Source organism: Streptomyces sp. AcH 505, from assembly GCF_000818175.1.
Taxonomy (GTDB): domain Bacteria; phylum Actinomycetota; class Actinomycetes; order Streptomycetales; family Streptomycetaceae; genus Streptomyces.
On the sequence record NZ_JTIY01000001.1, the window covers coordinates 2,728,609 to 2,742,060 of the forward strand.

At 67.9% G+C, this 13,452-nt stretch carries 15 protein-coding genes and 1 tRNA gene; 11 read left to right on the top strand and 5 right to left on the bottom strand.

The genetic code is table 11. From position 1 onward, the window contains the following. Window positions 1-237: 237 nt before the first annotated feature. The 3 genes from HY68_RS12490 to ugpC all read right to left on the bottom strand — a co-directional run bounded on the left by HY68_RS12490 (window position 238) and on the right by ugpC (window position 2,790). On the bottom strand, window positions 238-954 hold the full coding sequence (locus HY68_RS12490) for a nucleotidyltransferase family protein (RefSeq protein ID WP_041988090.1): 717 nt from the start codon (window positions 952-954) through the stop codon (window positions 238-240). 38 nt (window positions 955-992) lie between these two features. Beyond that, the gene (locus HY68_RS12495; protein ID WP_041988093.1) at window positions 993-1,412 is read right to left on the bottom strand and encodes a hypothetical protein; all 420 of its coding nucleotides are present in this window, start codon (window positions 1,410-1,412) and stop codon (window positions 993-995) included. A 241-nt stretch (window positions 1,413-1,653) separates the two neighbouring features. Continuing rightward, complete coding sequence (ugpC, locus tag HY68_RS12500; protein WP_041988096.1) at window positions 1,654-2,790, bottom strand: sn-glycerol-3-phosphate ABC transporter ATP-binding protein UgpC; 1,137 nt, start codon at window positions 2,788-2,790, stop codon at window positions 1,654-1,656. 204 nt (window positions 2,791-2,994) lie between these two features. On the opposite strand from ugpC, the gene HY68_RS12505 reads away from it, so the two are divergent. Continuing rightward, a tRNA-Thr gene (locus HY68_RS12505) sits at window positions 2,995-3,071 on the top strand. A 41-nt stretch (window positions 3,072-3,112) separates the two neighbouring features. On the opposite strand, the gene HY68_RS12510 is transcribed toward HY68_RS12505, so the two are convergent. Both HY68_RS12510 and HY68_RS12515 read right to left on the bottom strand, forming a co-directional pair. Beyond that, complete coding sequence (locus tag HY68_RS12510; RefSeq protein WP_041988099.1) at window positions 3,113-4,684, bottom strand: tyrosine-type recombinase/integrase; 1,572 nt, start codon at window positions 4,682-4,684, stop codon at window positions 3,113-3,115. A 27-nt stretch (window positions 4,685-4,711) separates the two neighbouring features. Further along, window positions 4,712-5,551, bottom strand: a complete 840-nt coding sequence (locus tag HY68_RS12515) for a hypothetical protein (RefSeq protein ID WP_157874331.1) — start codon at window positions 5,549-5,551, stop codon at window positions 4,712-4,714. Between the two features lie 101 nt (window positions 5,552-5,652). Between HY68_RS12515 and HY68_RS40650 the strand changes: the two genes are divergently transcribed. The 10 genes from HY68_RS40650 (at window position 5,653) to HY68_RS42750 (ending at window position 13,384) form a co-directional block, all read left to right on the top strand. Next, a complete protein-coding gene (locus HY68_RS40650; RefSeq protein ID WP_078863575.1) occupies window positions 5,653-5,895 on the top strand; it encodes a helix-turn-helix transcriptional regulator in 243 nt (80 codons plus the stop codon). Continuing rightward, window positions 5,892-6,197, top strand: a complete 306-nt coding sequence (locus HY68_RS12520; RefSeq protein WP_241778552.1) for a helix-turn-helix domain-containing protein — start codon at window positions 5,892-5,894, stop codon at window positions 6,195-6,197. The genes HY68_RS40650 and HY68_RS12520 overlap by 4 nt, the downstream gene beginning before the upstream one ends. A 4-nt stretch (window positions 6,198-6,201) precedes the next feature. Continuing rightward, complete coding sequence (locus HY68_RS12525; protein ID WP_041988106.1) at window positions 6,202-7,062, top strand: hypothetical protein; 861 nt, start codon at window positions 6,202-6,204, stop codon at window positions 7,060-7,062. Next, window positions 7,059-7,334: a hypothetical protein gene (locus HY68_RS42745; protein ID WP_041988109.1), complete on the top strand. Its 276-nt coding sequence runs from the start codon at window positions 7,059-7,061 to the stop codon at window positions 7,332-7,334. The genes HY68_RS12525 and HY68_RS42745 overlap by 4 nt, the downstream gene beginning before the upstream one ends. Further along, on the top strand, window positions 7,331-10,009 hold the full coding sequence (locus HY68_RS39590) for a bifunctional DNA primase/polymerase (RefSeq protein ID WP_052457083.1): 2,679 nt from the start codon (window positions 7,331-7,333) through the stop codon (window positions 10,007-10,009). The genes HY68_RS42745 and HY68_RS39590 overlap by 4 nt, the downstream gene beginning before the upstream one ends. A gap of 367 nt (window positions 10,010-10,376) precedes the next feature. Then, window positions 10,377-11,987 (top strand): DEAD/DEAH box helicase, encoded by a 1,611-nt coding sequence (locus HY68_RS12545; RefSeq protein ID WP_041995895.1) that lies wholly within the window; start codon window positions 10,377-10,379, stop codon window positions 11,985-11,987. Window positions 11,988-12,009: 22 nt separating this feature from the next. Continuing rightward, window positions 12,010-12,234: a hypothetical protein gene (locus HY68_RS12550; protein ID WP_041988112.1), complete on the top strand. Its 225-nt coding sequence runs from the start codon at window positions 12,010-12,012 to the stop codon at window positions 12,232-12,234. After that, the gene (locus tag HY68_RS12555) at window positions 12,227-12,442 is read left to right on the top strand and encodes a hypothetical protein (protein ID WP_041988115.1); all 216 of its coding nucleotides are present in this window, start codon (window positions 12,227-12,229) and stop codon (window positions 12,440-12,442) included. Before HY68_RS12550 ends, HY68_RS12555 begins: the two co-directional genes overlap by 8 nt. Window positions 12,443-12,471: 29 nt before the next feature. After that, the gene (locus tag HY68_RS12560; RefSeq protein WP_241778553.1) at window positions 12,472-13,083 is read left to right on the top strand and encodes a hypothetical protein; all 612 of its coding nucleotides are present in this window, start codon (window positions 12,472-12,474) and stop codon (window positions 13,081-13,083) included. A 55-nt stretch (window positions 13,084-13,138) separates the two neighbouring features. Further along, window positions 13,139-13,384: a hypothetical protein gene (locus HY68_RS42750; RefSeq protein WP_157874333.1), complete on the top strand. Its 246-nt coding sequence runs from the start codon at window positions 13,139-13,141 to the stop codon at window positions 13,382-13,384. The last annotated feature ends 68 nt before the right edge of the window (window positions 13,385-13,452 follow it).

Here is a 13,452-nt window from a genome sequence, read left to right on the forward strand (position 1 = left end):
ACGAGCGGTGGCGGCGGCAGCACGGGCGGCGGCAGCGGCAGTGACGGCGGCGACAGCGGCGGTACGAGCGGCGGGTCGACGTCGGGCGGTGGCGGCGGGGCGAAGAACCCGATCGGCGGGCTGCTCGGCTGAGACCGGGACACACGAGGGAGGGGCGGCCACCGGGACAGGGGTGGCCGCCCCTTCGTGACGTACCCGCACGTCGTGACGTATCCGCACGTGCGGCCTTGAGGAGCCTCAAACCCCGCCGGTGGCAAGCTCCTTGGCGGCCTCGGTGAGGTCCTTCGCGGTGTCGATGGCCCGCCAGTACGCGCCCTGCGGCAGCGGGAAGCCCGCCAGCCGGCGCTCACGGGCCAGCCGGGGGAACGTCGTACGTTCGTGGTCGCCGCGGTCGGGCAGCAGCTCCACGAAGTCCGGGGCGAAGACGTACACGCCCGCGTTGATCAGATAAGGCGACGGGGGCGACTCGATGAAGTCGAGGACATGCCCGAACTCGTCGGTCTCCACGGCCCCCCAGGGGATCCGGGGCCGGGCCAGCGCCAGCGTCGCCGTGGCGTCGCGCTCCGCGTGGAACGCCGCCATCTCGCGCAGCGAGAACCGCGTCCAGATGTCGCCGTTCGTCGCGTACCAGGGCTCGGTGGGGTCCTTCAGATGCGCGGCGGCGTACTTGAGCCCGCCGCCGCGCCCGAGGGGTTCGGACTCGACCACCGTGGTGACGTGGAGCGGCAACACGGCGTCCTCCAGCCATTCCTGGAGGACTTCGGCGAGATGGCCGCAGGAGACGACGGCGTCCGTCACCCCCTCGGCGGCCAGCCAGGAAAGCTGATGGCCGATGATCGGGGTCCCCGTTCCGGGGATCTCGACCATCGGCTTGGGACGGTCATCGGTGTACGGGCGCAGCCGCGACCCCTGGCCGCCCGCCAGGACCACGGCCTGCGTCGGATAGGTATGCATGCCGTGCACGATATGCGGGGCGGGCAGGGAGCCCTCGGTCAGCTCCCCGCGGTCTGCTGGGAGACCCCGTAGGCGAACGACGTGTCGCACACGGGACGCGAGAACGACTGCGCCCGTGTGGGACCGTAGTGGGCGACGGCCGCACGGCCCAGGGACCGGGCGATCGACATGCAGTGCTTGGCGAGCGAGGGGCGGGCCTCGACCTCACGCTGGAGATGGGTCAGGGCGATCCCCGGGTCCTTCTCCTGAAGCTCCACCAGGAGCTTGTCGCGGAGAATGTCCTGCGGGGTGCGGGACTTGGCCTTCACGGACGCGGTGTCCGACGAAGCGGTCATGATCTGCGACTCGGAACTGGACGCCCACGGGACACGCGCGACAGCGAGGGTCCCGGAGAGCACCAGAACGACGGGCAGTACGAAGGCGAGAGTTCGGCCGATACGGCGGGCTGTATGGGTCACGCAGGCGAGCGTAGCGGCCAGTGATGATTTGGCGACATTTAGTCACTCTGCCGGGGGATGGTTCGAGGGGTCTTTTCGAATTACGTGTTGACGCCCCTCGGTCGAAGTGGCCTGTATCCCGGGGCATTTGTCGACTTACGCCGACGGCCCCGCACCGGAGTGCGGGGCCGTGCGGACGAATTCGCGCCGGTGAACGGGGTGGGCGCGTCAGTCGTTCCAGTCGATCGCTTCGACCGGGGGATCAGTCGGTGAGGCGCTCGCCGGTGGAGGTCGAGAAGACGTGCAGCTCGCCCGGGTGCGGGGTGACGTGGACCGTGGTGCCCTTCTCCGGCACCGAACGGCCGTTGACGCGGACGACCAGTTCCTTGGTCTCGTTGTCGAGCTCGGCCGAGCCGTAGACATAACCGTCGGCGCCCAGCTCCTCGACGACGTTGACGGCGACGGCGAGGCCGGCCGGGGCGTCGTCGGTCGCCTTCGAGAGCGACTTGGTGGCCGCGCCCTCTTCACCGGCGATGTCGAAGTGCTCGGGGCGGACACCGACCGTGACGGTGGTGTCGCCGCGGTCGGCGGCGGCGGACAGCGCCTCACGCGAGACCGGGACGATGGTGTTGCCGAACTTCACACCGCCGTCGGTGATCGGGACCTCGATCAGGTTCATCGCGGGGGAGCCGATGAAGCCGGCGACGAAGAGGTTCTTCGGGCGGTCGTACATGTTGCGCGGCGAGTCCACCTGCTGGAGGAGCCCGTCCTTGAGGACCGCGACGCGGTCGCCCATGGTCATGGCCTCGACCTGGTCGTGCGTGACGTACACGGTGGTGATGCCGAGGCGGCGCTGCAGCGAGGCGATCTGCGTACGGGTGGAGACACGGAGCTTGGCGTCGAGGTTCGACAGCGGCTCGTCCATGAGGAACACCTGCGGCTCACGCACAATGGCGCGGCCCATCGCGACACGCTGACGCTGACCACCGGAGAGCGCCTTCGGCTTGCGGTCGAGGTACTCGGTGAGGTCGAGGATCTTCCCGGCCTCCTCGACCTTCTTGCGGATCTCCGCCTTGTTGACGCCGGCGATCTTGAGCGCGAAGCCCATGTTGTCGGCGACGGACATGTGCGGGTACAGCGCGTAGTTCTGGAACACCATCGCGATGTCCCGGTCCTTCGGCGGCAGGTGCGTGACGTCGCGGTCACCGATGCGGATCACTCCGTCGTTGACGTCCTCAAGACCCGCGAGCATGCGCAGGGAGGTCGACTTGCCACAACCGGAAGGACCGACGAGGACGAGGAACTCGCCGTCGGCGACATCGAGCTCAAGCTGGTCGACAGCGGGCTTCGTGGAGCCCGGGTAGACCCGGGTTGCCTTGTCGAACGAGACAGTAGCCATGATCAGTGTGTCCCTTCACCGGCAGGAACGTGCCGGACGATCCGAGTAAAGGAATGGATCTTCCACAGGGAAGTGGAAGATGGGTCTAGTCCACCTGGGTGAACTTGGGGTGACGTTACCCCCGGATTTCCGATCTGTCAGTAGGTTCACCTGCACGAAATTCTGCCGGAGCACTGATCGGAGACGGCTACACTTCTCTCGCGCGCCTCCTTAGCTCAGCTGGCCAGAGCAACGCACTTGTAATGCGTAGGTCGTCGGTTCGAATCCGACAGGAGGCTCCAGGAACGGCGAGGTCAGGGGCGGTTTAGCTCCTGGCCTCGCCTCATTCCACAGGGGCCTGCGTGAGCGATGCGTGAGCGGCCGTGCCAGGAACCGGCTTCCGGGCGCGGGGGACCGCAGCCGCCGCGCGCTCGGTCAGCTCCTCCTCGTACTCCTCGAACAGCTCCATGTACGTGTCCGAGGTCAGCGCGATCGTGGCGTGCCGCAGCTTTGCCTTCGCGTCGTGGATGTCCCCACCGCCGGCCTTCACGAGCGCCGCCGTCCCGTGCCTCAGATCCCGGAGGTTGATCGGGGGCATGCCCTCGGCCGCCACGATCCCGCGGAACGCGTCACTGACCATCTCGGGGTGCAGCCACGTCCCGTCTTCCTGGGTGAACATCTTCCCGGTGTCCGTCCACGGCAGCCGCGCTTCCAACCGGGCGGCCTTCTCTGCGGCCTGGCGCCCGCGGTGCGCCTTCAGTACCTCGACCGTGCCCCGGTCCAGCTTCACGGCCGCCGCAGACCCGTCGGTCTTCGGCTCGGTCTCGATCGGCGTCCACCCGTCCGTCACGATCTCCTTCGCCACCATGATCGTGCGGGCCGTCCAGTCGACGTTCGTCCAGTCCTGGCCCACCCCCTCACCGCGGCGCAGGCCGTGGTGGGCGATCAGGTGGAAGAGGGCGTACAGGCGATGCGACTCGGCCGCGTCGAGGAACGCGCCGAGCTGGGCCGGCGTCCACACCATGACGGGCCCCGGCTTTACACCGGTCTCCCGCCACCGGGCCACCCGCTCCGCCGTCCACAGCATCCCCTTGGGCCGCTTCGCCGAGCCGATGTCGACGTGGGCCGCCGGGTTGAAGGTGATGTACTGCCGGCCGATCGCGAAGTTCAGCGCGGTCCGCAGGGCCCGGCGGATGTCATGCCGCGTCGCGTCGCCCGTGATCCTCCGGAACGGCGGCATCTCGGCCAGCTTCTCCTTCTCTGCGGCCAGGCGCTCGCGCTCGGCAGCCGGCGGCCGTGACCGCTTTCCCCAAGTCGCCCTCGCCACCTGCTCCCGACGGGCCTCGTTCTCCGAGCGGATCACCTCGTTGCGTTCGGCGATGCCGTCGAAGAACGCCTGCGCGTGGCCGACGTTGAAGCGGTCCAGGCGGTAGTGGCCGACGCCCTCGCGCAGGTGGTAGTCCACCCGGGACTGGTAGCCGTTGACGGTGGTGGCGCGCCGTGACTTGCGCTTGGCGTCGAGCCACTCGTCGAGCAGGTCCGCCACGGTCATCGTTGCCGTGAGCTTCTGCCCGGTGCGGAACCGGCGCCGCGTCTCGTCGAGGTCGGGGAGCGGTGTCTTCTTGTCGCGCGAGACCTCTTCGAGGAGGTCCCCGATACGGACCTGCCCTTCCGGGTCGTCGCCGTCCGGGAGGTCGAGGAGAGCGCGAACCTTGTCCAGGTCGCCCTGCGCCTTCTTCGCCGAGTCGTAGCCGGAGCGGGAGAACGACCGGCGACCGCCGTCGGCGCGCGGGGGCAGCTCCTGGCGCACTGCGTACACCCCGTGCCGCCGGCTGGTCAGCTGCGGGCAGGCTTTGCCGAGCGGCTTACCGTCCTCGCTGCGGCAGTAACAGCGTCTGTACGTCGAACCCTTCACCGAGACACCTCGATAGCTATTGACTCGCTAGAACGGGGGCTGTTCCGAATCCGTTTTCCCCCCTGCGTCCCTACCAAAAGGATCTCCGGTCCGGGTCGTTCTCCTGCCATTCCACATGCCCCTTTGCATCATTTCATCAGCGAGCAGTTTCGCTACCTCAGCGGAGTGCACCTTGATCAGCGCTCCGTATTCTTCAGAAGTTAGCCGCGCCTCAGCTTTGCGCGCTACCTCCTTCTGGTGGTCGTACACCTTCCTCTCCCACTCCTCATGGCGCTCCTCTGCTGCACGCTCTTCTTCTTCGCCTGGGGCCTGCTCATACTCGACCCACTCCTCTGGCCTGTACCAGTCCAGGTCAGGGGTGCCGGGAGACCACACTTGGCCACGCTTACGCATCACCCTATTAACGCCGTCGACCACTTCTGCTGAAAAACGCAAGGGCATTGCGCATTCGAGTAGGTCAAACTCGTTGACTCCGAACGGTGGCGTTGACTCGCCCTCGTTCTGGTGGTGCATGAAGATCACGACGTCCTTGCCTTCCACGTCGGGCGGAAGGAAGAAGTAAGAAATCGGCTGGCCGAATGTCAGGCTGAATGTCAAGAGTTCGTTCGCGTCGAACTGCCGCGTCCGGGAGCTAGAAGACCCTGCCGCCGTCCGTTCTGCGGCACCCAGGGTTGGTGCTGTCCAAGTCTTTCCGCTCTGGCGCTGTAGTCGTTCTGCGGCTTCAGCCTGCGTCCAGCCCTTGGCGCGCCGAGCGCGAGCAAGGTTGTACGCGACGACCTCGTTGACTGTACGGAACTCCGGTTCAGCCGCGACGCCGGGAGACTGCTGCGCGTCGGAGCCCTGGGGGGTTCGTTTCCGTTTCGACATGACGCGAGTGTAGGCCGCCAGGCAACACCCAAGCAATGGTGACCATGCATGGGTGTTGGATTGGGTTGCCTGGGGGGCAGATGTAAGCGTAGGTTGCCTCTATGCGATCGAATCCAACATCGGTGCAGGCATACCCGCCTCTCCGTGCAGTGCGCATGGCGCGAGGTATGAGCCTGCGGGCTGTAGCGCAGCGCTCCGACCTCGACCCAGGGCATCTGTCCAAGGTCGAGCGGGGAGAGAGACAACTCTCGATCGAGTCCCTGTACCGACTCGCGGTGGTGCTTGAACTGCGCGAACTCGTAGTCCTCTTGAAGCCGTACCTCCTCGAAAAGGAGGCGGCGTGACGACGGCCCTGCGTCGCGAGGCGCTCACCGTCGCCCAGCTCTACGACCAGCCCCCGCTGATGCCGCTCTGGCCCACCTTCGGCCAGGCCATCTGCGGGATGTCCGAGAGCACCACATACCAGCTCGCGGCCGAAGACCGGCTGCCCATCGAAACAGTCCGCATGGGCCGCAAGCGCTACGTCAGGACCGCAGACGTCCTGGCCTGGCTCCACCTGCCCACAACCAGCGAGACCCCTGCGGTTGCACCCGCAGAGGCCTCGGACGAGCACGACCAAAACGCTAGCCAGCAGATCGGTGCGTAACTCCATGACAACGGTACAGCCCAACCCCGAGACGGCACAGAGCAGCACCACCAAGCTCGTCGAGGCGATCACCGGCCAGCTCGCGCCGGCGTTCGTCGCGAAGGAGAAGACGCCCGGCGCGATCACCAAGGCGCTGGCCGAGGCCGTCAGCACGATCACAGAGGCCGCGCCGAAGACCCTCCGCGGCATCCCGGAGCGCGCCGCCCGCCGCCCCGTCACCGCCCTCCTCGCCGACATCGTCCAGCTGCGCGACAACCAGGAGGACGGAGCGGTCGCAGAGTTCATCGGCGCCGTCGCCGACGCCATGCAGCACTCCGACGACCCCGCCGGTGTCCTCGACTGGGTCCAGGACATGGTCAGCGGACCCGCCCTGAAGTCCCTCCTGGCCAAGCACGACGTGCGCCTCGTCGTCTCCCCGGTCGTTGAGGTGGTCAGCGAGGCGATCCTGATGGATCTCGGAGATGAGCGGCTTCTGATCGCCCCCGAGCAACGTCTGTCGATCACCCTCAAGCAGGCCCGCGCCGCTATCGAGACGAGCACGGCGCCCGTCGGGACCCGCGCCGCTCTGTGCCCCCAGGGCTACGACTTCTGCGTCGGCGAGAACGCCGACCACTCCGAACCGCGAGAGGTCATCCACCGCAGCACCGAGCACACGATGAGCGGTGTCTACGGCACCGGCCTGATGACGTTCCAGATCAGCCAGTGGGACGACGATGAGCCGGAGATGCTGTTCTGCGGCGACGGCGACTGGCCCACCCTCGACCTCGACCAGACCGACGAGCTGATCGAGGACATGGCCACGCACCTCACGAAACTGAGGGCCGCCCGCGCAGAACTCGCCGCGATCAAGGCGGCGCGCGCGTGACCGAGCGCACCATCACCGCGACGGCCGGGGTCCCCACCCCCGGCTTTCCGGCCCGCGCTGACACCCGGCATGCCGTCAGCGCCTTGTTCGTGGACCTCGGCGAGTACCGCGGCGAGCGATGGGTTCGACCGCCGCACGCCCGCTTCGAGTGCCTGCTCTGCCGCACCGCCGAGGGTCCCGTGCACGGAGCCGACGCCGTCACCGCCTTCAACGCCGGAATCCGCACCGCCCACCAACGGCGCTGCACCGCACTTCAGGAGAACCACTCGTGAGCGACGCACCGAGCAACACCCTGCGGGACGCGGCGCGAGAGCTGCACGAAGCCGGCCTCTGCGTCCTGCCCATCAAGGGCGATGGCAGCAAGCGGGCTGACGTCACGAGCTGGACCCCGTACAAGGTTGTTCGCTCCACCCCGGAAGAGCACGACGCCTGGTTTGGCGACGGCCGCCGCCACGGCATTGCCGTCGTCTACGGCGGCGTCTCCGGCAACGTCGAGATGATCGAGTTCGAAGGCCACGCCATCGCGGACAGCCTCCTCGACGACGTCACCGAGATCATGGACGCATCCGGGCTCGGCGAGGAATGGGCGGCCATCCTCACCGGCTGGGTGACCGAATCCCCCGGCGGCGGCGGGCGCCACTTCCGCGCCCGTGTCGACGGCGCCCCCGTGCCCGGAAACACCAAGCTCGCAAGCCGCCTCGCACGACCCGAGGAATACACGGCTGAGGAGAAGCAGCGGCTCGCCGAGAAGCCGAACGCGCGGATCATTCGTGTGCAGATCGAGACGCGTGGCGAAGGCGGCTACGGCCTCGTTGAACCCAGCGACGGGATGGCCCACCCGACGGGCAAGCCTTACGTCCTTCTCGTCGGCGGACCGGACAACATCCCGACCGTGGACGCGGAAGCCATGGATGCCATCCGGAACATCTGCCGCATGGTCGACACCCTGCCCAAGCAGGAGACGTCCAAGAGTGCGCCCCGCGACCTGCGCCCGCTCCCCGACGGCGGCCTGCGCCCGGGGGAGGACTACGAGGCACGCACCGACTGGGCCGAGATCCTCGAACCCGAAGGTTGGACGTTCGTCTGCCAGCGCGGGAACACCCGCTACTGGCGACGCCCGGGCAAGAGCCGCGGCCTGTCAGCGACCACCGGCCACGCCGCCGATCGCGACCGGCTGTACGTCTTCAGCACCGGCACCGAGTTCACCTCGGAGACGCCGTACAACAAGTTCGGCGCCTACGCCCTGCTGCACCACAACGGTGACTTCAAGCAGGCCGCGGCGGCGCTGCGCAGGGAGCGGTTCGGAACTGAGCCGCCGCGCCGCCGGCTCAACTCCGTTCCGCCGCAGTCGCCGTCGGGGCACTTCAACGATGGCTCCTCGGCGCTGGACCCCGACGCCGCGCCGGAGGACACGCCCGACTCCGCGCCCGGCCCTTCCCTGCACGTCGTGAAGGCCAAGCTGCCCGAGCTGGACATCACCAATGAGGCCGACGCCATCGACGGGCTCCTCGACATCATGGCCGCCGAACAACTTCCCGATCTGTACAAGCGATCCGGCGGACCCTGCTGGGTGTACGAAGACGACCAGGGCAACCCGCTCATCAAGCAGCTGGCGACCGACAACCTGCGCGCCTACCTCGCCGATCACGTCACCACGTTCCAGGTCGTCAGAGATCCGCTGACCGAGGGCACCCAGGAAGTCCGCGAGCTGTTCATGCCCAAGACCTGCGGCACAATCCTCGGACGCAAAGACTGGCCCCTGCTGCCGCTACGGGGAATCGTCACGTCGCCCGTCGTGCGCCCCGACGGATCGCTTCTCCAGGCACCCGGATACGACAAGGCCACCGGCCTCTACCTCCGACCCCGAGTCAAGCTCCGCCGCCTGCGCCCCGAAGTCACAGACGAGGCGCTGGAGAAGGCCAAGGAAATCGTCCTCGGGCAGATGCTCGCCGACTTCCCGTGGAAGGACCCCTCGGACAAAGCGCACTTCCTCGGCGCGCTCCTGACCCCGATCCTGCGCCCGTACTTCTTCGGCACCACACCTATGTTCGTGTTCACCGCGACCACCATGGGGTCAGGCAAGAGCCTCCTCAAGGACATCTTTCTGTACCTCTACGGGACCAGCGAGACACCCTGGCCGGAGAACGACACCGAGCTGCGGAAGTCCATCACCACCCAGCTCTACACCACCGGTCAGCCCGTCGTTGTCCTCGACAACCTCCCCAACGGCTACGTCATCAAGTCGCCGGTCCTGTCCAGCCTGCTGACCACAGAGTTCTGGGGCGACCGCGTCCTCGGCTCCACCGCCTCCGTCACCATGCCCAACGACAGACTGTGGATCGCCACGGGCAACGGCCTTCGCACTGGCGGGGACAACGGGCGCCGCGTCGTGTGGGTCCGGCTCGATCCGGACTGCCCTGACCCCGACCAGCGCGACGGGTTCAAGGTCGGCGACCTCCGCCCCTGGCTCCGTACCAACGCCTCGACAGTCGTCGCCGCGCTCGTCACCATCGTCCGCAGCTGGCTCGCCGCCGGCGCCCCCTCCGTACGCGTCCGCAAGGGCGACTACTCGGAGTGGGCCAGCATGGTCGCCGGGATCCTCAAGCACATCGGCGTCCCCGGCTGGATGGCAGACCGTGCGGGCGAAAACCAGATGGACGACGAGACCATCGAGTGGTCCGCCTTCCTCACCGTCTGGCGTACCAAGCTCGGCGGTCAGGCCGTCACCACGAGCGCGGTCCTCGGGTCAGTAGCCGATCACGTCCCGCGTGTGGCGAAGACGGGTGAACTCCCGTCCGCGAACGCGCTCGGCTCCTGGCTCAAGGCCAGGGACGGCCGCTACTTCGGTACCCACAAGGTCGTCAAGGTCTGGGACTCCCACCGTTGCCAGAACACCTGGCGTGTGGATGTCCACCAAGACCGTGGCACAGGCCGGGATGAGTCGTGACGGCGACCGCGAGGTGGGGTTTTGCAGGGAGTGCAGGGACCTTGCAGGGAGCCGTGCAGGAAGGCAGGGACCTCCCTGCACGGCCGTTGAGCTGCCGGTACGCAGGGAGGCAGGGAGTTGCAGGGACTTCCTGCCAGTCCCTTACTGCACACAGGCGTCACATGCGTCATGCGCAACATGCGTATTCGTATGCGCATCGCGTCCTGAAAGAGGTTCTCCGGCACGTAGGGCTAGAGATATCTCCCTGCAACTCCCTGCCTCCCTGCAAAAACCCAGGTCGAGCCGCGTGCCGGAGTCTTCCCAGCTCCCTGCATGCCTCCCTGCAGCTCCCTGCAACTCCCTGCAAAACGGATCCGAGGTGACCGTCATGTCTGAAGTGACCGAAACGTTCAAGCCCAGGCCGTACCAGACAGAGGCGATCAAGGCCCTCACCGCCGGCTGGCAGGGCCCCAACAACCGTCTCGCCGTAGTCCTCCCGACCGGCGCCGGGAAGACCGTCGTCTTCGCCAACCTCATCGCCGGCATGCTCCAGATCCTCAACGGCCGCCGCGCACTGGTCATCGCCCACCGCGAAGAACTCATCCAGCAGGCCGCCGACAAGATCCGCGCCGTCTGCCCCGGCCTCCGGGTCGGCATCGTCAAGGCCGAGCGCGACGAACACCAGGACGCCGACGTCATCGTCGCCAGCATCCAGACCCTCGCGGTCAAGCGCCGCCGCGAAGCCATCCGCGACATCGGCATGGTCGTCGTCGACGAGTGCCATCACGCCGCGGCCAAGACGTACATGACCGTCCTCGAACACTTCGGTGCCTGGCGCGGCGTGCCCACCGCCGGGTTCACCGCGACCATGACCCGTACCGATGGCGGCCTCGCCGACATCTGGCAGGACGTCGTCTACACCCTCGACATCCTCGACATGATCCGCGACGGATACCTCGTCGACGTACGAGGCAAGCGCGTCGTCGTCGACGGCCTCAACCTCGACAAGGTCAAGACCCGCAACGGCGATCTGGCTGACGGGCAGCTCGGCCAGGCCCTCGACGACTCCGGCGCCGCCGACATCGTCGCCGACGCGTACAAGGAATTCGCCTCCGACCGGCCCGGTGTCGTCTTCACCCCGACCGTCGCCACCGCTCAGTCCATGGCCGACGCGCTCAACGAGGCGGGCATCACCGCCACGACCATCTGGGGTGACATGCCCAGGGAGGCCCGCGCGACCGCCCTCAACTGGTACAAGGCAGGCAAGGTCCAGGTGCTCACGAACTGCATGGTCCTCACCGAGGGCTTCGACGCGCCGTGGACGTCGTGCGCGGTCATCGCCCGCCCAACCAAGTCCCCGGGCCTGTACTGCCAGATGGCCGGCCGCGCGCTGCGGCTCTTCGAGGGCAAGAAAGACGCGCTACTCCTGGACGTGATGGGCGCCTCCACCCGGCACAAGCTCGCCTCGATCGTCGACCTCACCGGCCGTACCGTGTCCGACCCGGAAGAGGGCAGGTCGCTCGGTGAGACCGCTGCCGACGACGACCTGACGGCCGCGGTCGCCGCCGTCGTCTGGGAGGAGATCGACCTCTTCCAGCGGTCCCCGGTCCGCTGGCTCCAGACCGACGACGGGACCTGGTTCATCCCGCTGAAGAACGAACTCTTCCTCTTCCTCGCCCGAGGCGCCGAGCTGGGCACGTACCGCGTCCGCCGGTGGGACGCACACGAGGGAGTGCGCCCGCCGAACCCGGACATCGAGGCGTCCTTGACGGACGTCATGCGCTGGACGGAGGAACAGGCGCGCCGCCTGGCCCCGCCCTCGTTCTTCAGCCGGGCCGCTGGTTGGCGTGACGGGGCGCCGAGCCCGAAGCAGCTCGGGTGGTGCCGGTACAACCGCGTGCCGGTCCCGCCCGGCAGCACGGCGGGCGACGTCTCGGATCTCCAGGCCATCCGCAAGGTCGGCGCGGTCCTGCGCAGCTGCGCCTCCATCGCCGCGTAACCCCAACCCGAAGGAGACATCCATGTCCGACGACCTCACCGACGCCGACGCCAAAGCGATCTGCGCCCAGCTCGGCATCGACACCAAGACAGTCACCGACGCCTTCGGCCGGACGCTCGTCCTGATCAACGAGGCAGGCATGCGCAAGCTCGCCGACCACGCACCCATCGGCCCCACCACCGCCCACGCCATGGTCGACCAGATGTTCGCCGCCGCCCGCGACCTCCCCGGAGCCAGCCATGAGTGACTACCGGATCCAGCTGATCACCCTGCTCATCCTCACCGCCGTCGTCCTGGTGACCGCGGCCCGTACCGTCGCCGCCGGCCGAGCCGCGGACAAGGCCGCCGCCCGAGCGGATGCCGCCTTCGCGAAGATGAAGGCCGACCTCGCCGAGATCGACCGCCGTGCTGACCGGCTGCTCGACGACATCAAGGACCGTCGGAGCCAGCCGTGAACGCCGAGTGCGGGCTGTGCCAGCGACGAATGGAAGACGGGTATCTCTGCCTCGGGTGCGTCAAGGACTTGCGGGTACGGCTGGAGTCCTGGCCCACGCTGTACACGGGGCTGGCGCTGTTCCTGGCCCCGGGGACCGGCGGTGGTCAGGGGCGTGGCGCCAAGCCCGCGTACGGCCCGATGCCGGTCTCGGAGGACATCCTCGACCTCCGCGGTCCGGGCGGTCTCGTCGGCGTCGCGGAGGGCTGGGTGAGCGCGATCCGGCGGGACCGCAGGATGACCGCACTGGCGCCGCAGGGCGGCGTAGAGGGCCGGTTGGGGGCGGCGGTCGCCCAGCTGCTGGGTCACCTGCCGTGGGTGGCCGTGTCGTGGCCGGATGCGGGCGCGTTCGCCGCGGATGTGCGGGAGGTGACTCGCTCGGTCAGCTCGATCTTCGTGCCCCCTCCCGATCGCGGTAGGCGGCTCGGGAACTGTCCGGCGCTGAACAACGACGGGTCCCTGTGCGGGGCGGTTCTGCGGCTGCACCAGGGCGCGAAGGTGAGCAGCTGCCCGTGGTGCGGTGCGTCCTGGCCGCCGGCGACCTGGGCGCAGTTGAAGGTGTGGCAGGACGAGGACGCGAAGGTCGCGACGGATGTCGCATGAAGCCACACCTAGGACATGGTTGCCTAGGACACTGTGTCCTGCTAGTGTCGGAGACGTGCCAACAACCAATTGGCGCGAGCGCGTCGCTATCGAAACACGGCGACAGCGCGAGTTGCGAGACGAGGTCGTGGCCAGCGCCCGAAGACGAGCGGAAGCGTTCGCAGAGGGCGTCCAGGAACTCGACTCCAAGTCGGCTGTCGCCCGGGAAACCGGGATCGACGTCCGCATCGTGCGAAGAGCGATCAACGAGTACGGGACGGCGACTGCACCGCCCACCGGCTCGACAACTGAAGACAAGTAGACCCCCCGGCAAAAGGCGACTGCACCGCCAAGCCGAGGGGCTGCTACCCGGGACTCCAGCGGCGCGCT

What these genes read in the sequence shown, in the direction of transcription:
- HY68_RS12560 (WP_241778553.1), top strand. Translation starts at nt 12,472, where the DNA reads ATGGAAGACGGGTATCTCTGCCTCGGGTGCGTCAAGGACTTGCGGGTA.
- ugpC (WP_041988096.1), bottom strand. Translation starts at nt 2,790, where the DNA reads ATGGCTACTGTCTCGTTCGACAAGGCAACCCGGGTCTACCCGGGCTCC.
- HY68_RS12555 (WP_041988115.1), top strand. Translation starts at nt 12,227, where the DNA reads ATGAGTGACTACCGGATCCAGCTGATCACCCTGCTCATCCTCACCGCC.
- HY68_RS40650 (WP_078863575.1), top strand. Translation starts at nt 5,653, where the DNA reads ATGCGATCGAATCCAACATCGGTGCAGGCATACCCGCCTCTCCGTGCA.
- HY68_RS12515 (WP_157874331.1), bottom strand. Translation starts at nt 5,551, where the DNA reads ATGTCGAAACGGAAACGAACCCCCCAGGGCTCCGACGCGCAGCAGTCT.
- HY68_RS12490 (WP_041988090.1), bottom strand. Translation starts at nt 954, where the DNA reads ATGCATACCTATCCGACGCAGGCCGTGGTCCTGGCGGGCGGCCAGGGG.
- HY68_RS12545 (WP_041995895.1), top strand. Translation starts at nt 10,377, where the DNA reads ATGTCTGAAGTGACCGAAACGTTCAAGCCCAGGCCGTACCAGACAGAG.
- HY68_RS12550 (WP_041988112.1), top strand. Translation starts at nt 12,010, where the DNA reads ATGTCCGACGACCTCACCGACGCCGACGCCAAAGCGATCTGCGCCCAG.
- HY68_RS12525 (WP_041988106.1), top strand. Translation starts at nt 6,202, where the DNA reads ATGACAACGGTACAGCCCAACCCCGAGACGGCACAGAGCAGCACCACC.